The organism is Bacillus sp. FSL K6-0993 (assembly GCF_037977205.1).
Lineage (GTDB): Bacteria > Bacillota > Bacilli > Bacillales > Bacillaceae > Bacillus > Bacillus subtilis.
In genome coordinates, this window is the sequence record NZ_CP150275.1 from 2,292,140 (window position 1) to 2,317,418 (window position 25,279).

General features: G+C 40.2%; 26 protein-coding genes and 2 tRNA genes. 1 reads left to right on the plus strand and 27 read right to left on the minus strand.

What is annotated here, in order from left to right; genetic code table 11:
- Nucleotides 1-41 precede the first annotated feature (41 nt).
- The 25 genes from MHH79_RS11805 to MHH79_RS11925 form a co-directional block, all read right to left on the minus strand.
- Nucleotides 42-740, minus strand: coding sequence for a hypothetical protein (locus tag MHH79_RS11805; RefSeq protein WP_340034464.1), 699 nt, complete (start codon nucleotides 738-740; stop codon nucleotides 42-44).
- A gap of 220 nt (nucleotides 741-960) precedes the next feature.
- Nucleotides 961-1,035 (minus strand) — tRNA-Trp (locus MHH79_RS11810).
- A 1-nt stretch (nucleotide 1,036) separates the two neighbouring features.
- Nucleotides 1,037-1,112, minus strand: a tRNA-Arg gene (locus tag MHH79_RS11815).
- A gap of 256 nt (nucleotides 1,113-1,368) precedes the next feature.
- On the minus strand, nucleotides 1,369-2,112 hold the full coding sequence (locus tag MHH79_RS11820) for a sigma factor (protein ID WP_224067201.1): 744 nt from the start codon (nucleotides 2,110-2,112) through the stop codon (nucleotides 1,369-1,371).
- 453 nt (nucleotides 2,113-2,565) lie between these two features.
- Nucleotides 2,566-3,519: a toprim domain-containing protein gene (locus MHH79_RS11825; protein ID WP_340034466.1), complete on the minus strand. Its 954-nt coding sequence runs from the start codon at nucleotides 3,517-3,519 to the stop codon at nucleotides 2,566-2,568.
- Entirely contained in the window at nucleotides 3,519-3,716 is a 198-nt protein-coding gene (locus MHH79_RS11830; RefSeq protein ID WP_340034468.1) for a hypothetical protein, read from the minus strand. Before MHH79_RS11830 ends, MHH79_RS11825 begins: the two co-directional genes overlap by 1 nt.
- Before the next feature lie 85 nt (nucleotides 3,717-3,801).
- On the minus strand, nucleotides 3,802-5,067 hold the full coding sequence (locus tag MHH79_RS11835; protein WP_146876838.1) for a DnaB-like helicase C-terminal domain-containing protein: 1,266 nt from the start codon (nucleotides 5,065-5,067) through the stop codon (nucleotides 3,802-3,804).
- Between the two features lie 12 nt (nucleotides 5,068-5,079).
- Complete coding sequence (locus tag MHH79_RS11840) at nucleotides 5,080-5,850, minus strand: DNA replication protein (protein ID WP_340034470.1); 771 nt, start codon at nucleotides 5,848-5,850, stop codon at nucleotides 5,080-5,082.
- Between the two features lie 12 nt (nucleotides 5,851-5,862).
- Nucleotides 5,863-6,654 carry a helix-turn-helix domain-containing protein gene (locus tag MHH79_RS11845; protein WP_224067210.1) on the minus strand — a complete coding sequence of 264 codons (792 nt, stop codon included), beginning with the start codon at nucleotides 6,652-6,654 and terminating at the stop codon, nucleotides 5,863-5,865.
- A gap of 325 nt (nucleotides 6,655-6,979) precedes the next feature.
- Nucleotides 6,980-7,768: an N-acetylmuramoyl-L-alanine amidase gene (locus tag MHH79_RS11850; RefSeq protein ID WP_340034473.1), complete on the minus strand. Its 789-nt coding sequence runs from the start codon at nucleotides 7,766-7,768 to the stop codon at nucleotides 6,980-6,982.
- Between the two features lie 49 nt (nucleotides 7,769-7,817).
- Nucleotides 7,818-8,252, minus strand: a complete 435-nt coding sequence (locus tag MHH79_RS11855; RefSeq protein WP_185183774.1) for a phage holin family protein — start codon at nucleotides 8,250-8,252, stop codon at nucleotides 7,818-7,820.
- Nucleotides 8,253-8,382: 130 nt separating this feature from the next.
- Nucleotides 8,383-8,529 (minus strand): hypothetical protein, encoded by a 147-nt coding sequence (locus MHH79_RS11860; RefSeq protein ID WP_185183773.1) that lies wholly within the window; start codon nucleotides 8,527-8,529, stop codon nucleotides 8,383-8,385.
- A gap of 64 nt (nucleotides 8,530-8,593) precedes the next feature.
- Entirely contained in the window at nucleotides 8,594-12,568 is a 3,975-nt protein-coding gene (locus tag MHH79_RS11865) for a phage tail spike protein (RefSeq protein WP_340034476.1), read from the minus strand.
- 14 nt (nucleotides 12,569-12,582) lie between these two features.
- Entirely contained in the window at nucleotides 12,583-14,256 is a 1,674-nt protein-coding gene (locus MHH79_RS11870) for a distal tail protein Dit (RefSeq protein ID WP_340034477.1), read from the minus strand.
- Between the two features lie 58 nt (nucleotides 14,257-14,314).
- Nucleotides 14,315-17,116: a phage tail tape measure protein gene (locus MHH79_RS11875; protein WP_340034479.1), complete on the minus strand. Its 2,802-nt coding sequence runs from the start codon at nucleotides 17,114-17,116 to the stop codon at nucleotides 14,315-14,317.
- An 85-nt stretch (nucleotides 17,117-17,201) separates the two neighbouring features.
- A complete protein-coding gene (locus MHH79_RS11880) occupies nucleotides 17,202-17,492 on the minus strand; it encodes a hypothetical protein (protein WP_340034481.1) in 291 nt (96 codons plus the stop codon).
- Nucleotides 17,493-17,572: 80 nt separating this feature from the next.
- A complete protein-coding gene (locus MHH79_RS11885; RefSeq protein ID WP_224067223.1) occupies nucleotides 17,573-17,872 on the minus strand; it encodes a hypothetical protein in 300 nt (99 codons plus the stop codon).
- A 90-nt stretch (nucleotides 17,873-17,962) separates the two neighbouring features.
- Nucleotides 17,963-18,418: a phage major tail protein, TP901-1 family gene (locus MHH79_RS11890; RefSeq protein WP_340034483.1), complete on the minus strand. Its 456-nt coding sequence runs from the start codon at nucleotides 18,416-18,418 to the stop codon at nucleotides 17,963-17,965.
- A 46-nt stretch (nucleotides 18,419-18,464) separates the two neighbouring features.
- Nucleotides 18,465-18,824, minus strand: coding sequence for a minor capsid protein (locus tag MHH79_RS11895; RefSeq protein WP_146876848.1), 360 nt, complete (start codon nucleotides 18,822-18,824; stop codon nucleotides 18,465-18,467).
- Between the two features lie 10 nt (nucleotides 18,825-18,834).
- Complete coding sequence (locus tag MHH79_RS11900) at nucleotides 18,835-19,263, minus strand: hypothetical protein (RefSeq protein WP_224067227.1); 429 nt, start codon at nucleotides 19,261-19,263, stop codon at nucleotides 18,835-18,837.
- On the minus strand, nucleotides 19,263-19,595 hold the full coding sequence (locus MHH79_RS11905; protein WP_250622590.1) for a hypothetical protein: 333 nt from the start codon (nucleotides 19,593-19,595) through the stop codon (nucleotides 19,263-19,265). The genes MHH79_RS11900 and MHH79_RS11905 overlap by 1 nt, the downstream gene beginning before the upstream one ends.
- Nucleotides 19,596-19,597: 2 nt before the next feature.
- The gene (locus MHH79_RS11910; protein WP_185183769.1) at nucleotides 19,598-20,047 is read right to left on the minus strand and encodes a hypothetical protein; all 450 of its coding nucleotides are present in this window, start codon (nucleotides 20,045-20,047) and stop codon (nucleotides 19,598-19,600) included.
- A 14-nt stretch (nucleotides 20,048-20,061) separates the two neighbouring features.
- The gene (locus MHH79_RS11915; RefSeq protein WP_146876852.1) at nucleotides 20,062-20,262 is read right to left on the minus strand and encodes a hypothetical protein; all 201 of its coding nucleotides are present in this window, start codon (nucleotides 20,260-20,262) and stop codon (nucleotides 20,062-20,064) included.
- An 89-nt stretch (nucleotides 20,263-20,351) separates the two neighbouring features.
- On the minus strand, nucleotides 20,352-21,212 hold the full coding sequence (locus tag MHH79_RS11920; RefSeq protein ID WP_146876853.1) for a major capsid protein: 861 nt from the start codon (nucleotides 21,210-21,212) through the stop codon (nucleotides 20,352-20,354).
- Nucleotides 21,213-21,288: 76 nt separating this feature from the next.
- Nucleotides 21,289-21,897 (minus strand): hypothetical protein, encoded by a 609-nt coding sequence (locus MHH79_RS11925; protein WP_224067234.1) that lies wholly within the window; start codon nucleotides 21,895-21,897, stop codon nucleotides 21,289-21,291.
- A gap of 153 nt (nucleotides 21,898-22,050) precedes the next feature.
- On the opposite strand from MHH79_RS11925, the gene MHH79_RS11930 reads away from it, so the two are divergent.
- Nucleotides 22,051-22,740, plus strand: a complete 690-nt coding sequence (locus MHH79_RS11930; RefSeq protein WP_340034487.1) for a hypothetical protein — start codon at nucleotides 22,051-22,053, stop codon at nucleotides 22,738-22,740.
- Here MHH79_RS11930 and MHH79_RS11935 read toward each other — a convergent pair whose 3' ends face one another.
- Together MHH79_RS11935 and MHH79_RS11940 are read right to left on the minus strand one after the other, a co-directional pair.
- Nucleotides 22,741-23,688 (minus strand): phage minor capsid protein, encoded by a 948-nt coding sequence (locus MHH79_RS11935; RefSeq protein WP_340034489.1) that lies wholly within the window; start codon nucleotides 23,686-23,688, stop codon nucleotides 22,741-22,743.
- Nucleotides 23,689-23,723: 35 nt separating this feature from the next.
- Nucleotides 23,724-25,268, minus strand: coding sequence for a phage portal protein (locus MHH79_RS11940; protein ID WP_340034491.1), 1,545 nt, complete (start codon nucleotides 25,266-25,268; stop codon nucleotides 23,724-23,726).
- Nucleotides 25,269-25,279 lie beyond the last annotated feature (11 nt).

Sequence of the window (25,279 nt, forward strand, 5' to 3'; positions counted from 1 at the left end):
CAATACAGAAAAAAGGAGGAGCCTAAGCTCCCCTCAGTTTCTTAGATATTGTCTAAAATGCTCTCCTCAGTATCCTCAATCTTTTCAGATGAAGTGTCAGGCTCTTTTTGTCCTGCTTCTTCCTCATCTAACTGGATGTGAGGTAAGTGAGTTGCTACATCAAAGCCTGCTTCACTCAACAGCTTAGCTAAGAACTTATCATCCTTAGGCTGTAGAATGTCATCAAAGAACTCAGGCTCAACAGTGACACCATTAAACTTGTCAAAATTGACTTTATCCTCAGGCTTCATCTTCAAGATAGGATTTAGACCATAGCTTGTAGATGTGTCAGCACCTGTCCTCTTGAGGTTAAAAGCAATCTCCTCAATGTTCTCTGCATACTCCTCAATTCCTGAGATGAGAGTCTTTGCCTGATTCTTAGAAACATCAATAGCTACTAGCTCACCTGTTTCAATAGAACCAAAGACAAAAGCATACCTTTGTTTCTTGTAGAGACTATTAAACTTCTCTCCACCCTTTGCATGTGCCACAAGCAATGGAGAGCTTTCTGCTACTGGCTGATTATAAATACCAAGGTTATAATCACCTGCTGCATTGTACTCTACATAATCCTTGACACCCAGTACCCTAACTTTATGAGCCTGATTGTCTTTAAGCCTTAGATAGATTTTTTTAGTATCTACCTTCCCCTTATTGGCATTTTCTTTTGCCTGATCTCCTCTAGCTGTAATTACTGACATACCCTTTTCCCCCTGTTAGCCCTATGAGCTATTATATTTTGTGAGTGGGTATCCATAATTAAGCTAGGAAGGTACAGGACTTGAACCTGTAATAAACCTTCCATGATACAAAAAAAGCTTTAAATCCTGAGAGCTGAGCCATCTCAGGCACTCTAACTTGTTACCTCAGTGCATGACAGCTCTCTACTTGTACAGGCTGTAAGTAAAGCTTTTTGTCTTTTGGCACAGGGCACAGGACTTGAACCTGCTCTCCCAGTTTTGGAGACTGGTGTGCTACCAATTACACTAACCCTATATGGCATCCTAGACAGGACTCGAACCTGTGACCCTCTGCTTAGGAGGCAGATGCTCTATCCACTGAGCTACTAGGATAAAAAATTGATAGTTTTCTGTATTAGGCATTCTCTACTATATGTAATACTGTAATACAAAAAATAAAGTAACTAAAAAAGAATTACACAAAAAACTGTAATCCACTATTGCTAATACTTGCCACACTGTGCTAGACTATTCCATGTGAGAACATGTAAAAGTTTATACACTTTTTTCTTAGCTAAGTAATTAAGTAAGTAGGAGGCTGAGGAGCTTACTGCTCCCCCTCTCTCACTTCTATAATTAGACTGTCACCTTAAAACTGTGACAGACTGATTTCAAAGTTTCTCTCAGATGCAAAAGCTTCAAATCTAGCAAATGCTCTGCTTTTCTTTTTTCTAGCAGTGGCAGGAGCTACACCTAGAGTATCTGTTAGAGCCTTAGTGATTTTTCTTTTGATGTCTCCTGACTCATGTGATGCTGTTAAGATCACAGAGAAAGTAGTCTCAATGATGGTCTTATCATCCTCTGAGGCATCCTGAGAAAAGTCAGTAATAAGCTCTTTAGCAAGTGAAAATACATCAGGAGTATCATTGCTCTCTACATTCTCTACAGCAGTGTTAAAGACTTCCTCTGTATCTGTAGCATACTGATGCTCTACAGCAGAAAGGAAAGAATCTGTTCCACTATTTATAGAGGCATCCAGTGACAAAGCTTGTCTGTTAAATTGCTGAGACTTTCTTTGATTAGCTTTGATGATATTGTCTTGTATTTTCCATTCAACACATCTTTTAAGGTGAGCTGTAAAGTAGCTTCCTTTTTCTACATCATAACTATCAATAGATGAGTAGACAGCAAGGTAAGCCTCTTGTACAAAGTCATCCTCAGGAACATTCAAGCCTCTTGAGTTGTTATAGAATTTGTATGCTAGATGCTCTGCCAAGTCTTTAACTGCTGACATGAGCTTATTAAATACTGCCTCATCTCTTGTAGCTTTGTACTCCATTGCTAATGCGTTAATCTCAGGGTTAGTAAGTTGAGTGTTTTCTAATGATTTCATAAATAATGACCTCTTTCAGTTTTTTGTAGTTACTTGAGAGCAGTTACAGTATTCTGTAATCAAAAAGGACATAAAAAAATAAACCTCCTAGAAACCCAGTTTCTTAGCAAGACAGTATACTGTAAGCAAAAAGACAATAAGAAACTAGACCTCTGTTAAAAGGAGGCTTTCTGCATAAAAGTAAACTGTATTCTATTTTCATAGATTACCCTATCTCATAACTGTGTCAGACATTGACACTATACTGTAATCACCTAAGTACTTAGTTATAATACACTATACTGTAATTGCCTGTCCATACTTAATTTCAGAACAACTGTTCTTTTTTCTGTTTAAAAATGTATAGCAATAGACCTCAGAACCTACAGCCCCAAGGGATATACCAATCTCTCACACTTTTTTAGGTCTTTCAAAATGGTTAAATAGACCTATCAATTAACAAAAAAAGGAGGCTTACAGAAAGGAAGGAGATAACCTCTCTACCTTCTCTGTAGCCTCTTTTAGTCTGTTTGGTGCTATATCATTTACATCTTTCAAACCATAAGGGATGGGCATTAAACTGAGGTCTAACTTGCCCATTAACCTTTTCTCCAAGTCCTTTCTAAACCTGTAGCCTGCATTATCATTATCAGTGGCTATAACAAGCTCCTCTATAGGTGAGTTAAGGAGTAGCTTCTCCTGCTGTTTTGACATACTAGCTGAGCCAAATGCTATGGCAGGTATCCCATGACTCCACAGGTACAATGCATCTGTCTCTGACTCTACAGCAAAGACTCTCTTGAGCTTGAGCTTGAAAATGAAGTGTAATCCAAAGATGTGCTGCTTGATCTTTTGACCATCCTCCAAGTACCAAAACCTTTTATCTCTGATTGACCTAAATTTCAGGTTAATGATCTCTCCATATTTATCAAACCAACAGAAAACAATAGCCTGCTTATCTCTGTCATAACCTATCTTAAATGCCCTCTGTACCTTCTCTGTAATGCCCCTGTTAGTGAGGTAAGGGTTTCTATACATGAAAGGCTCTAACTCCTCTTTAGAGACAGTCCTGTAAGGTGCATCTATCTCAGGCAGCCATATGTCTAGCTTGAAACTATCCATGTCAGAGTAGATTGTCCTGTACTTCTCAAGCAAGTAATCTCTAGCCTCATCATAAGTGACTCCCATAAGGAAAGAGAGCAACTTGATAAAGTTACCCTTTCTCCAATCCTCATCATAAGCACCTGAATCAATCCATGTGCCATCCTCCATATTAACTGCGAAAGAAGGAGTATTTTCTTCCCTGAAAGGAGAGCAGGCCTGTAGCTTGTTACCCCTTACTTTATACTTAGGGAAGGCATCAAGGTAAGGCTCAAGCTCCTCAGCTATATCAACCTCTAACTCCTGCTCATGAATCATTACAGCCATTAAGACTGCACCTCCCCCAAGATGACAACATCATCAAACTTAACCACTGTTACAAGGTTAGGCTCTTGATCTTTTCTGACAGCAAGGAAAGGCACAGCAACCTGTGAGCCATCCTGCACTACTGATGCTAAACTGCTGTCATCCTTAACCAAAACCCTTCTCCCTACTAAACTGCTATTGTAAACCTGATATGACATGTGTATTCCCCTTCCTAAATTCCTCTTTATCTGTAAGCCAATTTCATGATTGACAGTATACTGTAACTCTGTAGGCATAACTAAATTAGATATAGTCAATGGCTGTAGCCTCCTTGATATACCCATGGTTAAAGTCACAATGTAGAGTTAGCTCCTTATTGACATTAGGAGTCCTTGTCTTGCTCAGCAATATCTTACCTACCCCATCCCTTTGGTCATAACTAAGGATAGTGGAAGCATCTTGAATAACTGCAATAGTCTCAGAGTACTGATGTAACTCAGGAGGCTTAACCATTCTAGCCCCAGTCTCATCATCCTCTTTGTTATCCTTCTCAGCACTTGTAGGAGTCTGATGGATTACAAGACCTGCTACCTGATGTCTACCAAACACCTGTCTAAGCTGTCTGCTTGTAGTACTCATGCTGTCTCTGTTACTACCTCTGCCTTTATGAGTCATGAGGTTAAATCCATCAATGATTACCATGCCAATATCAGGGTTAGCCTGTAGATCAGCCTCAATAACATCAATAGACAGCCCCTCAGGCAGATGCTCCATAGTCTTAATGATGTAAGGAGTCTCATTAGTGTCTTTAAAGTTATCAAGATATGATCTGTAAGCTTGCTCATCATCTAGCTGCCCTAACTTCAAGTGGACATTATTAAAGTGCCCAATTAGAGTGTCATTCCTTTGTGTCTGCTGTACATTGGACAGCTCAGGAGAGTAATGCAGCACCCCAAACTTATTGAGCCAAGCTGTCACACCAATATGAGAGCCTATCCATGATTTACCTCTGTTTGTGTATGCCTGTAATAAAATGTAATCTCCTAGCTCAAATCCTCCACCTAACCACTTAGTCAGACTGTCATAAGGAGTAGGAATAAACTTGAATGACCTGTTTTCCTTATTCTCTTGATAGGTGTTCCATCTCTCATCACCATTAACAGCATAGTTAACACCTGAGTAGCTTGTAGCATTAGCCATGCTCTGTATTCTGCTGATCTCATTAGCCATCCAGTTAATGTACTCAACACCCTGTAGCTCCTCAAACTTCTTACCTGCTTCTTTTTGAAGCAACATGACAGCCTCTCTCTTTGCTGTGCTGTTCTTCAATGCCTTGGCTAAGTATGCAAAGCTGTCAGCAGTCTCAGGCAGGTAGTTAAAGCTCTCAAACTGCCCCACAACTGTCCTATAGTCAGGAGTCTGCCCATGCTCAGCAACATAGCTCTGTACAAACTCATAGACCTCAGGGATATTGTAAAAATCCACCTGCTTGATATTGTATTTATTCATTATGTGAAAGTTGTTTTCTTCTAGTACCTTACTTATTAGCTGATGCTCTATCATGCTCATAATTACTGCCTCCTACTTAAATAAGCTGTCAGGTCTGTTATCTTTGCCTGTGAAACCTAGTTTTACTGTCATGCCTGCAATCCTTGAGGCTATCCTGTCTCCTAAGCACTTAGACAGTTCCTCTAGGCTCACATTGCTTGTAAAGATGGTAGTCAGCTCATTAGTAGACCTGTAATCTAAAATCTCATACAGCTCATCCTCATAAGCCTCAGAGATTCTACTGCCCCTAGTTGCAATATCATCCAGTACTACAAGCTCAGTTTTTTTGACTGCATTTTTTAGAGAGTAATATCTTTTACTAGCCTCCTCCTTCATCTCTCTTGTGCCCCTAAACATGGCATTGAAAGAGTTTTGCATTTCAGTTGACTTTACAAAGATTGCAGGGTTAATTTCCATGCCCTGCTGACCTTTCAGATAGCTTCTACACCTCTCAATTAGAAAGTGATTTAAAACTGTGACAGCAGAGGTAGTCTTTCCTGTACCTGTTCCAAAAGGATTATCATTGGTAGGAATTGAGTACAGCAGCAAGCCTGCATTCTTTTCCTGTACAAAAGTCAGCACATTTCCTATATACTGACTGATGATCTTGTATGCCTTAGGGTTGTCCTCCTCAATAGGGAGATTAGACAGCCTAGCCCCCCTATACTTTTTAGGAACACCTGTAGTAGCCCACATGCCTCCTCTGCCCCCTTCTACACCATGCATGAAGGTACAAGCAAAGCAAGTATAGTCACAGGTTCTAACCTCTTTATCAAATGAGCAAGTATGTTTTAATCCAGTCATTGTAAATCCCCCTTAAATGTTAAACAGGCTCATAGCTCTGTCTGTATCATCTTGAGCCTTAGCTGTTTCTATTTTTGTGTCTAACTGCTCTGCTTTGTCTGCACCCTGCTTATGGATGCCATAGGCTGTATTTGCTAACCAACTTGTAAGCATTGGAAGTGTTGGCAGTGGGTACTGTTCTGATGCCCACCTTTGCTGATACTGGGTTATAGCAATTCTGATAACAGCCTTTAGAGTTTCCTCATCAAAGTTAGGAAGCAGCTTCTTCTTGATCTGAGCTAACTCAAATCCATAGTTGAATACATAACCTGTACCAAAGGTATCCTTATACAGATCACCCCAGTAGATAGCCACATCTCTACTATTGAATGCTTTCTCTTTTTCTTTCTGCTTAGCAGGCTCTACAGTCTCCCCTACAATATCTGTATTAGTGACTTTGCCCTGATGGATGTAATAAAGGCTTTTCTGTCTCTTACCTCCACCTGTCAGTTCCCTTCTGAGTATGTGCTGACCATCAAAAGTGATCTCTAACATTTCATTGATGTTCTTATTTACAGTGGTAGGACTTTGCCCTGTCAGCTCAGCTAATTTCCTTTGACTAGGGAAGCACTTACCTGAGGCATCCATGTGAGAGACAATAGCCATCAGCAAACTAAATCTGTTAGCACCAAGCTCCTTGATTAACCCTGACTGTATTGCCCCTGCATCAATGCAGACTCTTAAACTTTCCTCTACACCATCTGATACAGTTGAGTACTCTCTTTTAAAGTCCACTGAGAGAATAGGCATTGATTTTTCTGTCATTCTGTTTCCTCCTACTTTGTTTCTGCCTTACACCTCTCTTATTAGATAGGAGTTTTAAACTGTGACACCTTAGACAAAAAATAAGAGAGACTTTGACAGCCTCCCTGTGTTTCTGCTATATAAAGATTCTTTGTTACAGTTTCTGATACATAACCTTATTACTTATAAAGAAAGAGATATATATATAAGTAGTAATGTTAGGTAACAGTTTCTGTAACACTAAATGAAAGATTGTATCAGTTTCTGATACCTAACATTGTTACAGTTTCTGATACATAAAATGAGCATAAAAAAGAGGAGGAGCTAAAGCTCCCCATTCCCTCAATTATTTAACTGAGACATACTTTGTATTAGCAGTAATGTACAGTCCTGATTTAAGCTGATACATCTTGCTACCCTTAACAGTTAGCTCTTTCTTGATAGTGAATGCCTCACCTTTTTTAACAATCTTGCCCTTATCATTCCAGTCAGCAGAGTTATAAGTGTAAAGCTGTCCTGCTTTTACAATAACCATCTTTTTACTGGAATTAGATTCCTTACTTGCTGTAGATGTTTTGGAGCTTGTAGACTTAGAGCCTAACAGCTTTTTAACACCTGCTTTGAAAGCAGTAAACTTAGATGGGTCAGACACAAAAGGTGCAGGGCAGTCTTTACCTGTAATGTCATAGTGCCTGTAAATGTCCTTTTCAGTAAGCCTGTACTGTTTGCACAGCTCAGCAACAACCTTCTCAGCCCTAGCAATTGTATCAGCATGGATAGTACCATTTTTCTCTACACACATCTCTACACCAAGGGTAGTCAAGTTGGCATTACCACCTTTGTAGTAAGCTGTTGTAGCTTTAAACTTAGAAATCTTAGAAGGCTTGTCATTAGCATGATAAGCAACTTCATTCAGAGGAACAATCAGCCTAGCCTCTTTCCTGTCTACAAAGATATGAGCAGAGGCATACCTTTCAGCAGCAATACAAGTGCCATTGAAATAGTCCCTCTCATTCTTAGCTGATGCGTTAGGTGTGGCTGTCCAGTGAATGACAATTCCTTTAACCCCCAAAAGCTTCAAATCAGGCCTAGTGTATTCATTTACTTTCACATAATCTTTAATGTAACTAGCCATTAATATCCTCTCCTTTATTATTTTTGAGACGCAAAAAAGACTAAGAGTATTAACTCTCAGCCTTGTCCTTCTCATTCTGTAGCTCTTCCTTTTCAGACACTACTTGAGCAAGCTTGTCTTTAATCTGTGAAGGAATCTTTACTCCCAGCGCTGTAAAATTCTCAATGATTGACAGACCTTCATTACCAATTGCAAGCCAAGTCATCAATGTTCTAAACACTGGCATACCATCATTGACTAAGATGTCTAGCAGTGAAGCAAACACAATAGCAAGCAACATGCCTGCTTTCTTGATAATCCCCATATGCATAATGGCAGATTTCAGCCTTTTGTTTTTAGCTCCCTTGAGCAACCCAGTTATGACATCCAGTAGCATCATAGCCACTAAGATAAATACTGCATTGTTATAGTGACCTGATACAAACTCAGTTACTGAGCCTACCAGCCCTACAATCCACACAGAAAAGTTAGATAAATAAGACACTTTTGAGACCTCCCTCCCTATCAGCTATCTATGTCTGTAAGTAAAAGACAATAAAAAAGGAGACCACAGACATTGACTGTCTAATAGCCTCCTTACTTTTATGTCCAACTGACATGACTTATTGAAAGTACTACTCAGCTTTTTCTGCTGATTCTTGCCCTTTTTCTTCCTGTAGCTTAGCAATTACTGCCCTAGATACCATCAGATCATGGTTAACCTTCTTTAGCTCATTTTGATACTGCTCAATAATAGTAGTAGTATTGATCTCCATTTCCACTTACTTCACCCCTTTTACTTGTTCACTTCTATAATTAGATACAGACAAAGAAAAAGAGACAGTCTTATTGACCTGCCTCTAGTGCATCTAACCTAGCCTCAAGCTTACTGATCTGCTCCCTTTGCTGTTTGACTAAAGGTATTAATAGAGTCCAAACCCTGTCATACTCAATACCTTCCACCTCTCTATGACCTTGCTCATCAGGTTCACCATACAGGACATACATGCCAAGACCTGCCTCAACCAAGTCCTCTGCAATTAAGCCATAATGCCTCTCCAAGAAAGGAACATCAAGGCTGTCAATGTCTACATTAGGGTCTTTAGCCTTTGCAGTGATATACTCAGCTAATTGCTCAGTGCCCACCTTGTCAAACCATGACTTAGGCTTGAGGTCTAGCACCTTCTCTGCAAGCTCTGAAGTGTCAACTTCTTCAATCTCAAGCTTATACTTACTAGCAGATGTAGACCTTCCCAAAGTACCTGAGCTAGTGACATACAGGTTAGGAGAGCTTGAGTAAGTCCTATCATAGATGTCCATTGACCATATCCTGCCTCCTGCTGAGTCACCATGTACATAGATACCTGAGCCTGCAACTGCTGCATCACTCTTAAAGATTGATACACCATTAGAAACAAAGTAAGTATTTCCTGTACTTCTTCCATGAAAGGAGCCTTGTATCCACACTGCTCCACCTGTAGTAACTGTCATCTGTGGTGTGCTTCCTGTGGCAAACTGTAAATCACCTGAGGTATTATTCATACCATAATCAGCCTCTACAATCTTCCACCCATTTCCACTCAGCCACTCAATACCTTCACCTGAGCCTGGGTCATTAATAGTGATATGGTTAACATTGGATAAATTATGGTTTTTCATATCAAGGTCAGTATTTACAGCTAAAGAGCTATACCCAGTGGATAAGGACTTTGCTTTTACATCTCCCCAAACATCTAAGTCTGACCACACCTCTACTTTGTTATTAAACACAGTACCAGTAGCAGTACTAACATAGATGTTATCAGCAATTAGCTGTAATTCCCCATCATTTACAATGTGACCTAAGCCTAAGCCCATAGCTTTAGTGCCATCAGTGAAAGCAACACCATCCTGATACACTTTTGCTAAAGATTCAACTTGAGAGAGGTCTACATTGGCTGTGTCAGGGTCAGTAACACCTGCTTTAAACCTGACAAATCTAAACTCTCCTCCATCAAACCTAGCATTATTGACCTTATTATCAATAGTCTGATTAGTCTCAATAACAGCGCCTTTAACAGTTCCACTGAAAGTAGCTGTACTTCCCAATACAGCCCCATCAAAATTGATCTTCTTAGCTGAAAGAGTAATCAGCTCAGGAGATTGGTTAATTGCTGAAATGACACCATTTTTCTCTACCTTAGTAGTGATAGAGTCAGCAGTCTGCTTGATTGAGGTTGCCATTGTGTTAATTGATCTCTGCTCATTGACTAGGATTACAAAGCCTGCATCTGTACAAGAGTAATTGCCATTCTTCTCAGTATCAAAAAGGCTAACCCAGTTAACTGAGTCCTCTGATACCTGTACCTCATGCTTGTATGACCTAAGATCAGACCAATACAAGTAAAGGTGAATGTAATCAACATTGTCATAGACTTGACCTAGATCAATCTGCACCCACTGTGAACCATTTCCTATAGAAGTATAAGGATTATAGGAGCTGTAGTTATCATCTGTCATGACAGTAGGATTAGTCATTGTAGTGGATGCTGTAGGTGTTTTCCCTTTAGCAAGGTTAACCCCTTCCTGCATAACTCTCAGCTCTACTATATGGTTGCCTGCATTGGTAGTGTTACCATTCATAAGAACCCTGACATACCTCATTTTCACAATGTCTGCCCCAGTCCTTCTAGCAATATCCTTGACCTCTGTAGCTTCTACCTTAGACTCTAAAGCCTCAGCAGTAGCAGTGATCTTAGCTGTATTGCTCTTTAACAGCTCTGATAGTTTGTCATAAGAAGAACCTTCTAAAGAAAGTGTAATCTCATCCTCTACCTGCTTAATTCTGCTCTCAGCAGATTGGAACCTCTGCACCCTACCTGTCTCATCTGTCTCATAATCAGTTTTTGAGACTCTTGAGTTTACAGCATTGTCTACCTCTGTTTTAGTGTATGTCTCAGCAATATTAGCCTTGTTTTTAAGCTCCCCACCTACATACTCTAAATCAGCTTTATCAGCAATGGCAGTGTTAAGTGTGTCCACTGTTTCATTGAATTGAGTCAAAGGTGTTTTCTGATCTAACTCATACTCTACAGATTGCTTAAACTCATCCAACTCCTCAAAGGCAGTTACTACCTGAGTAACCTGCTTTTCTTGTGTGGCAATAATAGCAGAGCTATTGACAGGAACAATAAAGCCCTCAGAGGATTCTTTATGAGTGCCATGCCTATCAGAGTTATACAACCTTACCCAGTTAACCCCATCCTCAGAGACATCAGTGTAATGACCATTGTAAGACCTTTCATCACCAAAGTAATGCCACACTCTGATGTACTCAACATCCTCAACAACACTGCCAAGATCAAGCAGCACATACTGTGAGCCTGTAGCTGTGCCTACAAGTACTGTAGAGTCTGCAATTTCATCAGTCAGGTACTCAGGGTTAGTAAGCTCAGCAGAACCTGTAGGGATGATACCTTTAGCAATATTGACACCTTGCTTAAACACCTGCAACTCAGCCCATTGGTTAGAGCTATCTACATCTGAGCCATTAATCCAGTCTCTGATATACCTCACTTTTAACCTTTGTGCTTGAGTGGAAAACAGATCATCCTTTGTAGGTAACTGGCTGATGGTATTCTGCATCTGAGGGATCTCCTCAGCCTTATTCCAAATTTCTTCCTTAGCAGAGACTTTGGCTTGTAGCTGTGCAATCCTTGCATTAACAGGAGGCACTACAGCAAGATAATCCCCTAGCTCTACAGCATCATTAAGGGGATTAGTCAAAGACCTGCTCAGCTTTCTGATTCTAGCTGTAAGGTAAAGCTCAGGCTGCACTGTCTTGTCCTGCACAAAGATTGTATCTCCCAGTGCTACCCTCTCATGCTCATAACCTGCAATCCTCTCAAGTAGAGCTACCTCCACCTTATAAGTCAGCTTAGGTCTATCATTTTCCTGCAAGGCTGCTACAGTATTACTGAAAAGCTCCTGAGGAGAAGTGGCATTATCATCCTTAAATACTCCAAAGATATGCTCCCCATTGCTGTACAGCTTTAGGGCTTCCTCAGAGTAAACATAATCACCTGTTATCTTGTAGCCTTTAGGGATAAATTGGGTAACACCCGGCGCATCCTTGAAGGTAAGAGGTGTGCCACTTTCATCAGTTTTACCTACACCTATAAGAGCAGTAACTAAGCTGCTTCTGTCCTCAATCCTCTCCACACCTGTAATGTCCTTACCATGCATAAAAGGCTTTCCTGTTTTGTTCCCTAACTGCTTATACACAGAAACTCTCTGAGCAATGATGGTAGTACCTTTAGTGACATACTCAAAATCAAGCTCACCACCATACTGCTTAACTACAGAGACAAGTGCCTCAAGCTTTGTTGGATAGTCCTCTATAGTTACATCCTGTGTACCAAGATCATCAATAGAGCCTTTCTCCCAAGGCATACCCTCTAAGATATGGTCAAGCACCTTATCAATAGTTACAGATGTGAAGGTAGTAGGTCTAACTACTCCTTTTATTAAATCATCCTGAGCAGATACCTCAGCATAGACCTCTTTATAATAAGTATTTGTATCAGAGGTCTCAGTAGTCTCAATAATCCTGTATAGCCTGTAATCTCCTTCATATTTAGGATACAGAAGGTAGTTACCTGCTACTACAAGGTTAGATTTCTCATGGTTAGCAGGGATTGACAGAGTAAGAGTATCAGTCATCTCATCTAAGTCTCTCTCCTGTAGATCATCATAAAAAGGCAAAGAAAAAGGCATCCTGTTAGACAGGACACCTATTGTCACCTTATCAAAATCAAGCAGATATATATTTTGCATTTCCATTAACATTTTCCCCCTTACAGTGTTCTTTCTGTGTATGTGATTGTTCCATTAATGAATGAATTATAAGGAGTCACTATCAGTCCATTCTCTCCCTTTCTCAGCTTAATAAAGGTGCTAGCAGGGTTAAGGTACTCATAGAAAGGCTGACCATTTTTTAGTATTGCTCCTGTTTCATTGTCAATCTCTAGTACATCTCCTGCCCTCATAATTAAAGGTACTTGCTTCTCTTTTACCTGAGTATCAAGAGTTTTTACCCTGATGTCCTTACAAGCCATGTAACAAGCAGTGTTAGTGTTATAAGCCATTACACCAATCTGAGCCTGTGCTACAGGTCTTGTGTAAAGCTCTCTACTGTCAGACCACCTGTAGTAGAAAATCCTAGTGTATCCTCCACTCTCATTCTCATTGTAGAGACTGATGTACCACACATTTTTATTCCTTTTGATTAACCAATAGCCATCAAGATTGTTATGCTTACTAGGCACAGTCTTACTAAAAATGATGTCAACATTGAGACCATTAATAAGCTTTACCTCTGCTGTAAGTCTCCTTGACTTAGAGGTGTCATCCCTCACTGAGGCTACAAACACTGGATAGCCATTAGAATCATTGAGCATAAACTGATTTCTACCCATTTTGTCTGCTTTGTAGGTCTCAGCAGTAAAGATGCTGTACTTAGAACCTGCTGGCATATAGTATCCATTCTCAAGCTTGTACCACCCATTACCTGTCTTTTGCAGGACATTGTATTTTTCCCCTACTTTGCCTGTTTTCTTGACTTTGTACTTAGTGGATGAGCCTGCCCTCATGCTTACACTTGTCCTAAGCTGTACAGTGCCTATATATCTGTAGGTAGCATCAGTATCAATCCTAAAAGTGTACTGAGTCTCAAAGTTAGTCACTGATTGTGCTAGTGGTTTTACTACAGATGCACCATGCCACCCACTGCCTGTGCCATAATCAAGACCTGCCTGCCTGATTTCAACATTTCCATAAACCTCCATAGAGCCTGTGATTGTTCCATAGTTTTGAGATGCAGGCACTGTCCAACCATTCAGTGACTTGAGGTAGTCCTTTAATGCCCATCCTCCTGCATCTACCTTAGTATCTGCATCAGCATCTACAGCTAGTGGGCTGCCAAGGTCAATAAAATCCTCTCCTGCAACAATAGAGAAGTCAGTTACATCCTCAGTCATTTCAAATCTCAGCTGAGGGTAAGTATCTGCATTTCCTGTATTAGTTAGCTCCAATACATCCCCACTGTATGAGTCAGGTATCAGGTACTCTCTTTCTAGCCCATAGATATAAGGGTCAGAACAGGTAAAAGTCAGTGTTCCCTCTCCATAAAGAAAAGACTCCTTAATGTCAGAGTCTCCTGTAAACTTAGCCTTGTAATACCTGTTAGGGTTATCCCCTAAGATCAGCTCTTTTTCTTCATCATAGTAGAGCCATGCTGACAGCTCCTCTAATAAACTAGGCAGCACATTCTCCTCAGGAGATACAATAACTACATCTATGCTGATCTCCCTGCTCCCTACTGTGTTCCCATAGTCATAAACACCTGCCCTGCCCCCTACAGCCAGTGTGTTCTGACTAACAGGAGGTAAGATACTGTGATTGATATTAATTACCCTGACAAAACTAGGCATAGGCAGCTCATTAAAATAAATTCCTGCAAATTCAGCCATTTAAATTCCCCCTATAAAATAAAAAGCCCAAAGGGTATTAACCCCTCAGGCTTATTGATTAAGTAAAGGAGAGCCTACCTTTAGCTCTCTCCTTTTTGTCTTGCAATCTATTCAGCTCTTGTGCAATCCTCTGAATATCTGCCTCCTCTCTTACAACCAACTGTCCTACATGAATGGAAGTATTAGAGTTACCTTTTGCAGAATCAGGCATAAACTTAGACACTGCTTGAGCAAATGGCTTCATCCTTCTTTGAGAGGACAAAGGCACAATTGCCTCAGCACCTTTCTCACCTGCACCAATGAGAGTAGAGCTGTCCAAGATACCACCTTTCGCATGCCAACTGACTGACATCTTAGGTAGTTTTGGTAAGTCCTTAACAGACCATCCGCCTAGAGAGAAATGAGGAATCTTTATAGCTTTAAAGATGTCTCCAAACCCACTCTTGATTTTTCCTGCTATTGACTTTGCTGTATCCCAAATGCTAGTAATCTTACTTTTCACACTTGAGATAGCTGAGGATACCTTAGATTTCACAGAATTGAAGGCATTCACAAAGAAAGATTTCACTTTCCCAGTTACTGAGGACACCTTAGAAGTAATTCCTTGAATTACATTCTTGATTACTGAGATAACCTTTGTCACCACAGACTTAATAGCATTCCAAGCTGTAGAGAAAGCTGATTTAACTGCTGACATTACAGTTTTGGCAGCTCTAATAAGATTTTTAATGCCATTAATAATGTAATTGAGAATAGGTTTTATTACAGCATTGTAGATAGCATCCCAAGCCACCTTAAATCCTGTCTTAACAGCACTCATAACCCCCTTAACTTTAGCAATCAAAGTGGTAACAATGCTCTTAATCTTTGAGATGACAGGCTTAATGACATTGCTATAGATTGCATTCCACACAGTTTTCACAGCATTTACATAGTTTTTCCATGCAGTAACTATGAAATTGATTGCTATCTTAACCCATGACTTAACCTTATTCATTACAGCCTTTACAATCCCTACCAAGGCATTCCACCCAGTAGCAAAGGCATTCCATAAAGGAGCTAGTAATGTAACTAAAATCCCAATGGCAATTAGGAACACAGTCTTTATCACATTCCATGCAGTTTGGATTACTGCTTTGATAGCATTGAATACAGTAGACACTACTGCTGTCAATCCTGACCAAATTGAGGAGAAAAAGGCAGAAAGTCCTGACCATATTGCCATGAATACAGTCTTTATGCCATTCCAGACAGATGTCCAAAAAGCAACTACAGCCTGAATGTAAACCATAAAGGCAGCCACAAAAGCACTTACCAATGATTTTAAAAACTCCCAAAAAGGAGCAAACCATGCTTTGATAGCATTCCACGCAGCTATAGTGTAAGCTGAGATTTCATCCCAGTACTTGTAAATCAATACAGCTACTACTACAATGCCTGTTACAATCAGCATGAATGGGTTAGCCATAAAGATTGCAGACAAAGCTCTAAAGGCAGTACCAATCAGTTTGAATGCAGATACAAGCTTTGTACCTCCTGTAGCCACTAAGCTGAAGCCTTTTGCTAAAGCACCCCAACCTGTAGCCATTGTGCCAATTACAGACAAGATACCTCCAATACCTGCAAGGATAATAGGTAACACTGCTACAAAAGCACCTACTGCTAGGACTACCTTCTGCATATTAGGAGACAGCCCCATAAAGGCATTAGACATGTTTTGGATAGCAGAGACAATAGTAGGCATTACATCAGAAATAGCCCCCCTCAACACATCCCCTACAGGCTTAATGGCAATCTGTATCTGATTCCATGCCCCCTGCATTTCCTGTGCAAAGGTCTTGTTATTCTTAGCTACATCAGCACTTGCACCTTTAACATTGCCCATGTGGTCTACAATGCTACCTGTGGAAGCAATAACATCCTTCTCCATGTCCTCATACTGAGTACCAAACAAGGCTACTCCAATGGCATTTCTGTCAGCCTGATCTTTAACACCTGATAAAGCTTGGACTACTTGAGCATAACCTTTCTTAGCCCCTTCTCCACCTTTAGCAAAGGTCTCAGTCATTTTGTTAGCATCTAACCCTAGTGCTTTAAAAGCCTCTTTAGATGATTCTGAGCCATCTTTAGACCTGATACCAAATTCCTTAACAGCATCTCCCACTTTGTCTAAGTTGAAAGCCCCTGATTTTGCTCCTGAGATAAGAGTGTTAAACATGTCCTCTCCACTGAATCCTAGAGTCTTGAAGTAGACAGAATACTCATTCAGAGTGTCCATGTAATCCCCTGCATAATCCATACCATTCTGATAACCCTTAGCAATCAAGTCCATAGCTTCTGAGCCTGATACACCAAACTGAGTCATTAACTGTCCTGCTACTTTTGAGACATCCCCTACATCAGTTCCCATGACCTTGCCTAACTGCATTGCCTGCTCAGACATAGAGGTCAATTCACCTGTAGATAAGCCTTTCATATTTTGTGAGACAGTTATGATACCATCTGAAACCTCTTCAAAAGAGCCTACTCCTGTGCTTGCTACAGCATCAAGTACCTGCTCATAGTTTGCTAGTTCAGAGCCTGATGCACCTAACTTAGTTTGAAAGTTAGCCATTGCCTGATTGATATTATCTGAGGCTACTAGAGATGCACCACCCACAGCAGCCAACCCTGCTGATAAAGGAGCAATGTTTTCCCCTAACTCATTGAAGCCCTCACCTGCTTCTCTGAGAGTCCTTCCCACATCACCTGCTTTTTGGGAAGCTTTGTCCATAGCAGAGCTAAAGTTCTTGAGCTGCCTCTCTACAGCATCCATGCCACCTAAGGTTATTCTAGCTGTTAACTCTCCAACACTTGCCATCTTTACCACCTACCTTTTTTTTGATATAAAAAAGAGAGCCATTGCGTCAGAGGGTTTATTCTCCAAGCAACAGCTCTCAAGATTTCTAGGTATTTAATTGAGACTCATCAAGACCAAACCTACCTAACAGCTTAGTCTTTTCCTCCTCATAGTCTTTCTTAACAGTAACTTTAGGCTTGCTTTCTTCTTCTACATCCTCAAGTGACTTGTAAAGACCTTTCTTGAGCTTCAATGCATCAGTAGACTTCTTCATGTTTCCTGATGACATCATCAAGTTTGCTGTAAACCATGCCTGATTATTTAGCAGCTCATCTAACTGATACTCATGCCAAAGCAGATTACCCTCTACCCTCTCAAGAAACTCAAAGGCATCCATAGAGTAGAGAGTCTGCTGATCTAGTTTAAGTAAGCCATAGCCATACTTATAGATGTTCTCTATAGTCAGATTAGCTAGACTTACTTTGGTAAGTTTTTTTCATTTAAGCTCCCAAATACCTCAGATAGTTTCTCTGAAATAGCAGGCAACTCACTAAGGTCAATCATGTAGCCCACTTCCTCATAGCTTAGATCAGGCTCCTCATGGATAAGACCTGCCCAAATGATTGCAAGAATTACCTCAACATCAGAGGCTTTCTCTTTATCTTTTAAGTCAGCCATCACAATGCCATGCTCTTTCTTTAACCTGATTAGTGCCATTAAAGGAAAAGCAAGTTTCCTCTCTTTATCTAACATTACATCTACTGTTTTAATAGCCATCCTATTTCCCCCTAAAATAAAATAATGAGGAGCAAGGCATCAGCCCTACTCCCCTATATGTCTAACTACATATTCTGTTTTAAAGTGATATTAAGCAGATTGAGTAGATTCTGTAACAGCACCCTTAGTCCTTACTAAAGGTGAAGCACCTTCAATAGACAGAGAGTAAGTTACAGCATCATCTTGAGCAAACTCTAAAGGCAGGTCAACAATGTACCCAGTACCACTGTAAGTTACTCCATCAAGATCATCAGTAGCACCTACCCTGATCTCTGCATCTACTGCTACCCTATCATTGAAGGCATCCTCAATAGCCTCTAAAGCTACATCACCAAGCACTACAAAGCCATCAGCATCAATAGACCATGATTTAATACCAGGCAAGCTGGATGCCCAACCTCCTGCTGTCTTATCTGTAACCTCAATAGTCTCAGCTTCCCTGTTTAGGGTTGCTCCTGTTTGTCCACCTAGAATAAGTATAGTACCATCAGCTTTCTTGATTTTTAACAGGACATCTACACCTGCTACCTTTTTAGCTACTGTCATTGTTATTTCCCCCTTAAATTTCCCCATTAAAAAAAGCCCTAAGTTTTTAAACTAGGACTCTAAAATCAATGGAATAAAAATATCTATTTTCTTCATCTTTACCTAGAGAGCTAGGCATCATAGACTGTGCCATCACTTGGACAATGTAAGCATCACCAATGGAAACATTAGTAACACCATGCAGTCTCATAAGTGCCTCATTAGCTAACTGCTCAGCTTCACTAGGATGGATGTCTCTTGTTGTAATAGTAAGTACAAAATCTGATAAAACTCCCTTAGGCAGTACACCATCCCCAACCTCTACCATCATTGCTCTGTCAGGAGAAGTGGCAGGGAAAGCTAGAGGGTAAATCTCATCAGAAAACCCCAATAGCTTGAGAAAGTCTACAATATCAGTGATACTCATGAGCTTCCCCCTAACTCAAAGCCTGTCTATATTTTTCCTCAAGGTAGTCCATGTAGCCTGACCTATTCATTGAGAGTGTATTCTCTAAATAGCCCTTACCTACTGGAACTGTACCTCCCCCAAATTTAGACTTGCCTCCCTTTTTCTTTTTGGACTTAGAACCTAACTTGTAAGACTTATCATGAGTCCACTCAGCATAGTTAAAGCCATTATGGACAGCAGAGAACCCTACAGAACCCTCTATATATCCACTTGCTACATGTATCTCATGCTGTGCTGTCTTTTCTAAGAAACCACTGTCATGAGGTGCTGACTTGGAGGCTACCCTTTTAGCATCTAAGATGACATCTAGCATAGCCCCTCTCATAGCCTTTTTAACTCTGCCATTGATAAGCTTTGACTTGTCCACAAAGTCAGCTTTTACAGTAAACTTAGCCATCAGACAGTGACCTTAACAGCAACAGGAGTGCCTGACAGATCATGCTTGTAATCAATAGCTAGGGGCTGTTTCTTGTGGACATTGCCCCAGTCATCTGACCACTCAATTAAATCCTTATAGCTGATCTGTGGTACACCTTCAAAAAGAATATTAGCTCTGTAAACTACCATCTCTCCTGAGGCTACCTGTATGGACTCATTGGTACTGTTATATGTTATTTTGCAAGGAATAGCCTCACCTACACCTGTAGATACAGGTAAACCCCACTTGTCTAAGGCGCTGTCAGCTTTTAGCAACTTAGCCACATGAGGCATGGGTACAAAACCTAGCATAATCAATCCCCCCTATAATAGAGGTACTTGCTGTGCCTATCAGTCCTAGACTCAATGCCCATCCTGTAGGTATCAGTAGAGTAATTCACAGCATAGCTGCCCACTCTCTTTTTCCTGATGCTTGAGATACCATAGTAATTAAGTATCTTAGGAGAGATTGTTCTATCCATGTCTTTAAGCTGCACTTGAATGCCATCAATAGTAATCATCAATGTACCCATCTCAGCTCTCTGCATGGAGTCATCCAGCTTCAATAGCCACAGCACTTGCTCAGCTACATCCTCCACTGGAATAACCTCTCCCTCTTTATAGACATCAGGTAGATACCTAAATAAAGTATGCTGAGCCTGATTAACTGCCTTTTGTTTGACAGCATCATCAGAGGCATCCCATAACTTAGAATGGAGAATATTCTCATCAATAAACTGCCCAACCTCTACCTGTGTCAGCATCAGTATCTACCTCCTTACTCAGCTTTTTTCTTTGCAGGAGCTTTCTTAGCAGGTGCTTTCTTCTCTGCCTTGATAGCCTCTACCTTATAGCCCAAAGTCTCAGCAATGGACTTGCCTAACTTCTCATCCTCAAAGATGCCCTCACCATTTTTAAACTGGACTCCTTGAAACATCTCACTGTAATTCTCATTAGGTACAATCACTTTTACTGCCATTTAAACTATCTCCTCTCTAGTAATTAGGTATAAAAAAAGAGGACAAGACAGGAAACTCCTGCCCTGCCCTCAATTATTTACTGTACTGATTAAGCAGCAGCCTCAGCAGTAGCCTTCCTCATAGCAACAGCTTTAGGATGGAATACTGCAAGACCTACAAACCACTCAATCCTAGTCTTGATCTGTGGAGACTCACCAAGCTCACCAAGAGACCTAACAGAAAGACCTGATTTAGACTGTAGGCCTGATACAGCTTCACCTGCACCAAACTTAACAGCAAAGATCACATCATCCTCAAGCAATTCTGAATCAAGATCAATGATGTCAACATTTCCATACTGTGTAACTTGTACACCAAAGGAATTTTTAACATAAGTGATCTGACCAGTCCTAGCCTCACCTGTAAGCTTCCTTCTTGTTTTCTTGTTCATGATAAGAGCATCAGCGCCACCATAAACCTCATCAAGAAGAACATCAAGGTCAGCAACTAGATTACCTGAGTTAGCAAATTCCATTTCAGTACCTGCTACCCTTTTCTTTAAACCATTGAATGAGTTAGCATCTACAGCTACATCACCATTGATGAAAGTTTTCTCATACTTATGTGCAATAGACTTAGCTGTAAGTGCTGTCTGAATAGCCATAAGATCATTGATGTTAGAGTGTACTTCCATTTGGAAACTATCAATAACTGCCTCACCACCAAGGATAGTAAGAAACTCAGTTTCTTTCCTAGTAGTAGGAGCTACAGTGTTATAGTTAGTGTTAACTGCCCTAAACTCTACTCCTGCTAATGATTGCTCAACATTGTAAGAATAACCTGAGCCTTCAATATTCATAAAAGGCAATACTGCCAATAGTTTTGACTCAGTAGCCATAGTCTCAATAACACCTTTTTTAAGGACATCTTGAGTAAGGTCTACAGTCTGTGCTAGTGTTAAACCTGCCATTTTTATTTTCCCCCTTGAATTTTGGCATTAAAAAAGAGAGCCTTTAGCTCCCTGCCATTCTGTTTATTAGTTTTAATTAGTTTCTTGAAAATGCTTGGCTAAAGTAATGAGACATCTTTTGCTGTGGACTCATCTTACTTACAGCTTTAGGGTCAGCTTGAGTAAGCTCTAATGGCTTCCCAATTTCTACATTTAACTCCTGCTTAGTAAAGATTCCACTTTCCTCAGCTTTAGTAATCCAAGCTAATTTACTTACTGCATCTCCATCAGGTATCAAACCATGAAACTCCTCAGGAATTGCTTTTACCTTATTCTCAACCAAAGACTCTACAACAGTGGAAAGAGATTTAACTTGAGTTTTAAGGTCATCTACTTTAGCCTCTGATTTCTTTAGCTTAGCTGTTAAGTCAGTTACTTCATTCTCTTTGTCAGTTAGCTGACCTTTAATCTGTACCAACTCATCAGACTCAGCATCCTCATCTTTAGTAGGCTCTTTAGTTTCCTCTGACTCTGTTACTTCTTCCTGCTCTGTTTCTGTCTCAGATTCTTTGTCATCTTTAACCTCAGGCTCTTTTACTTCTTCTACCTCTACCTTAACTGTGACCTCAGGCTCTTTTACTTCCTCTGTCACTTGCTCAGTTTCTGTAGCTTCTGTAGCCTCAGTCTGTACAACTTCATCAGGCATATTGCTCCTCCTCTCTCATCTCAGGCTCTCTACCTGAGTCATATATATGTCTAAGTAATAGGGCATAAATAAAGTAAATCAGGAAAAAACTTTCTAATTCCTAAAAAAGGCTTAGAAAGTTTTGTATAATAGGAAAGAAAGGGGGTGGATTATTTGATCTCAAACATTATTTTCTTTCTATTAGGTAGCGCATATACTTACTATCTTCATAGGCTGTCTAAGAATAAATATCAACTTACTTACTTTAGTGCAGCTTCTGAAAGCAATCCTAACCTTGTTTACCACTATGTTTGGAACTCAGGAACTGATTCAGTTTTAAGGGAGGATATTATAAGCCCACACAAATGCCTAACTATTAAAACTGATGGAGAAATTTTATTTACTAACTTAGACCATAAAACAGCCCATCTAAAGGATGTTTTTCTATGCTCTGATAAAGACAATATTAAAGTATTCTTTAGTCAGCTAAGACCAAATGAGGGCTTTGTAATACATAGTTATGAAGATAATTCTTCTTCAAGTAGTGTGGACTTGCAACACAGGCATAGAGTTGATTTTATAAACAATCCAAAAAGGGTAAGGCAGTCAGGCTCTAGGGGGATATTAGATCTCATTAACCAGTATTTTGCCTTCCCTGTCTTAGTCTTATACGCCTACAAAGCTATACAAAATTTTAATCATTACTTCACTCATTCAAAGGAGTCCTCTTTAGTTTCCTTGATAGGCTATTCAGTAGCTACACTCATAGTGGTCATCCTAGTGCCAAAGGTAGTTGAAAGAATTAAAGCCTCAATAATACCAAAAGGGCTGTTACTACCTGCTTTTAGGGAAGGAAAGCAATAATTAACCTGCTTTCCTCTTTTTCTTCCTCACATATTTCCTACTATCCACATTGCCTATTTGAGCCATTTTCCTTCTGTGCTGTGCTATCTCATCAGCAGGTAACATATCCAGTGATCTAATAGAATGGACACCATGCTCACAGTTTGGGTGAAAAATTTCATTAGTAGCTTTAGCCTGCTTGTAAGTGATGTAGCCCTTTGTTTTACCTGTCAGAGAAATAACTAAGCCTTCCCAGTTCTTACAAGCATCCTCAGCACCATGATCTGAGATTACAGCTAAGTCAAAACCTGTTTCCTCTGACTCATGAGCAACACCTTCTATAAAAGCTTGATTAGTCTTTGTGGTCACTACCATTTTGCTATAGGTAGCTAAATCCCACTTCCTACCTGCCTTATCTGTGATACCTACAAAACCATCTTTAACAATGGTCTTACTGAGACCTTGCTTAGATAGTTGCTTCAATAAATCCTTTTGCATATCCTTATAATTCCCATTATTTAAAGAGTGGTATTGAGCCACTTTTGAGACAGTCTGCCTAACCACTGATTTAATAGCTGAGGATGTATTATTTGTGGCTTGTAAAATATCCTCATGAGTGTCTGCTACAATAGCCTCTATTCTTGCCCTCTGTAATTTATTGAAAGTTGCTGAGCTTACAGCTTCCTCCCAGTTCTTAGCCTCTTTGACTGACAGCAAGTGATAGGCTTGACCATCTTGAAAGGATTTTTTGATTAGCTTCTCTATCTCTTTGTAGAGAGCCTGATCTAGCTCCTTTAGCCAATAATTTATCTGTCTCATAATCTGAGCTTCCCTTATAACCCTTGGGTCATCAGGATTAAACTGTAATTGTAAGATCAGATAATCTAACATCTGCTTATATTGCTTTGACAGCATCTTAGCCATCCTCTTTTTATCCTTGTCATACTTAGGTGTAGGTATAAAAGCCATTTAATTTCCCCCCTAATAAAAAGAAGGAGACAGGATTACTCCTGCTCCTCCTCAGTTGCTTCTTTTTCTTCTGCTGGCTGCTCAGCTTCTTCCTCATCATCCTCAAGATCATTAAAGATAGATGGGGATGCTGTAGCTTCCTTCTCAGCCTGAGCTGACTGCTCCTCCTCAATCCTTGCAATCTCTGCATCTGCTTGCTCCTCAGTGAGACCATCAAGCTTCATGATTGCTGTTTTCTGAGACATTGTGACTGCGCCACCTGTCCTGATGTTAGCTAGGTTAGCCTCTTGTAGCTCATCCTTATCAAGACCATCAGTAAAGGTAAGTTTTGGAGTTGTGATCTCATAATCAGAGATGCCTACCACAGACTCTAAGTACTGGGCAATTAAAAATACTCTTTTGAGACCTTTCTCATAATACTTTCTTTTTCTTTTGATCTTGGCTAACAAAGAATTGAGCCTAAACCTAATAGCAAGACCTGAGCTGCCTGATGTACCTGAGTCACCTTTACCTAAAGCTACAGCAGGAATTTCAGCAGTAATCAAAATCATGTCAATGATTCTGTCAATCTCAGAGTAGGCTTCCTGTAGCTGACCATTCCAAGTAACATACTGAGGAATAATGTCTTTACTGTTACCATCAATCTCAAATACTTTAGAATTAGCTACATTAAAAATAGGTCTGCCCTGCTCATCCTCTGTTAGTAAACCCATTGGTAAAGCTATAGCAGGGTCACTGTGCTTGTCTAAAATTGAAGCCACTTGACTGAGCCTATTGTTAAGCTCATCAAACAAAGGCTTTAGCTCTGAAAGGTCATCTAAGCCCTCCCAGTGGTCATCTAATGAGAAGTTAGGCACATGTACTACCAAAGGCACTGGAACCCCTGTAAACACCTCCTGAGGGCTTCCTATAAGGTCTCCAATCTTAAAGTCAATAGGAGTACCATCAGCCTCAGTGACCATCACTGTGAGCTTAAATTGGTTGTAAATGATTTTCCCTGCATAATGACTCTCAATATTAAGAACCCAGTCAGATTCCATGATCTCTTTTGACTCATCATCAATCCTGATAGGAATGGCTACATGATATGCAGTGATAAGGTTTTTATTGTGCTTGGCAACCTCAGGAAAGACATACCCTGCATCAAGAGTCTCAATAATAACCCTTGGATTATCAAACTCAGGAGGATACATACCACCATACTCCTGACCAAACCTAACCTTAAAGAAGCTGTCTCCCCTGTAGGCATTGGCTAAGGCTGACTCATAGAAAAGGATGTCAAGATCATTAGCGTCTTTAATCCTGTCTAGGGCTACTTGCTCCTTACTGTTATCCTCTTTACCTGCTGATACCTGTACTCCATCTCCAATTAAAAAGTCAGCAGACTTCTTGGCTATAATGCCTGCTAGATTGACTGAAACATACAGCCTCCCATTTCTATTAAAGTTGTGCTTTCTGAAAAGCTCCCCATGTTTCCCCTCAATTAAAAGCTTATTTTCTTTGTACCTGTTAATCCTGTCTTTATGCTCAATAGGAGGGTAAAACTCCCCTTTAGAAAACATCTGATTAAATGTAGACATCAATTATCCTC

Coding starts and splice junctions, on each gene's coding strand:
- MHH79_RS11805 (WP_340034464.1), bottom strand. CDS start 740: ATGTCAGTAATTACAGCTAGAGGAGATCAGGCAAAAGAAAATGCCAAT.
- MHH79_RS11820 (WP_224067201.1), bottom strand. CDS start 2,112: ATGAAATCATTAGAAAACACTCAACTTACTAACCCTGAGATTAACGCA.
- MHH79_RS11825 (WP_340034466.1), bottom strand. CDS start 3,519: ATGGCTGTAATGATTCATGAGCAGGAGTTAGAGGTTGATATAGCTGAG.
- MHH79_RS11830 (WP_340034468.1), bottom strand. CDS start 3,716: ATGTCATATCAGGTTTACAATAGCAGTTTAGTAGGGAGAAGGGTTTTG.
- MHH79_RS11835 (WP_146876838.1), bottom strand. CDS start 5,067: ATGAGCATGATAGAGCATCAGCTAATAAGTAAGGTACTAGAAGAAAAC.
- MHH79_RS11840 (WP_340034470.1), bottom strand. CDS start 5,850: ATGACTGGATTAAAACATACTTGCTCATTTGATAAAGAGGTTAGAACC.
- MHH79_RS11845 (WP_224067210.1), bottom strand. CDS start 6,654: ATGACAGAAAAATCAATGCCTATTCTCTCAGTGGACTTTAAAAGAGAG.
- MHH79_RS11850 (WP_340034473.1), bottom strand. CDS start 7,768: ATGGCTAGTTACATTAAAGATTATGTGAAAGTAAATGAATACACTAGG.
- MHH79_RS11865 (WP_340034476.1), bottom strand. CDS start 12,568: ATGGAAATGCAAAATATATATCTGCTTGATTTTGATAAGGTGACAATA.
- MHH79_RS11870 (WP_340034477.1), bottom strand. CDS start 14,256: ATGGCTGAATTTGCAGGAATTTATTTTAATGAGCTGCCTATGCCTAGT.
- MHH79_RS11875 (WP_340034479.1), bottom strand. CDS start 17,116: ATGGCAAGTGTTGGAGAGTTAACAGCTAGAATAACCTTAGGTGGCATG.
- MHH79_RS11880 (WP_340034481.1), bottom strand. CDS start 17,492: ATGGATGCCTTTGAGTTTCTTGAGAGGGTAGAGGGTAATCTGCTTTGG.
- MHH79_RS11885 (WP_224067223.1), bottom strand. CDS start 17,872: ATGGCTATTAAAACAGTAGATGTAATGTTAGATAAAGAGAGGAAACTT.
- MHH79_RS11890 (WP_340034483.1), bottom strand. CDS start 18,418: ATGACAGTAGCTAAAAAGGTAGCAGGTGTAGATGTCCTGTTAAAAATC.
- MHH79_RS11895 (WP_146876848.1), bottom strand. CDS start 18,824: ATGAGTATCACTGATATTGTAGACTTTCTCAAGCTATTGGGGTTTTCT.
- MHH79_RS11900 (WP_224067227.1), bottom strand. CDS start 19,263: ATGGCTAAGTTTACTGTAAAAGCTGACTTTGTGGACAAGTCAAAGCTT.
- MHH79_RS11905 (WP_250622590.1), bottom strand. CDS start 19,595: ATGCTAGGTTTTGTACCCATGCCTCATGTGGCTAAGTTGCTAAAAGCT.
- MHH79_RS11910 (WP_185183769.1), bottom strand. CDS start 20,047: ATGCTGACACAGGTAGAGGTTGGGCAGTTTATTGATGAGAATATTCTC.
- MHH79_RS11915 (WP_146876852.1), bottom strand. CDS start 20,262: ATGGCAGTAAAAGTGATTGTACCTAATGAGAATTACAGTGAGATGTTT.
- MHH79_RS11920 (WP_146876853.1), bottom strand. CDS start 21,212: ATGGCAGGTTTAACACTAGCACAGACTGTAGACCTTACTCAAGATGTC.
- MHH79_RS11925 (WP_224067234.1), bottom strand. CDS start 21,897: ATGCCTGATGAAGTTGTACAGACTGAGGCTACAGAAGCTACAGAAACT.
- MHH79_RS11935 (WP_340034489.1), bottom strand. CDS start 23,688: ATGGCTTTTATACCTACACCTAAGTATGACAAGGATAAAAAGAGGATG.
- MHH79_RS11940 (WP_340034491.1), bottom strand. CDS start 25,268: ATGTCTACATTTAATCAGATGTTTTCTAAAGGGGAGTTTTACCCTCCT.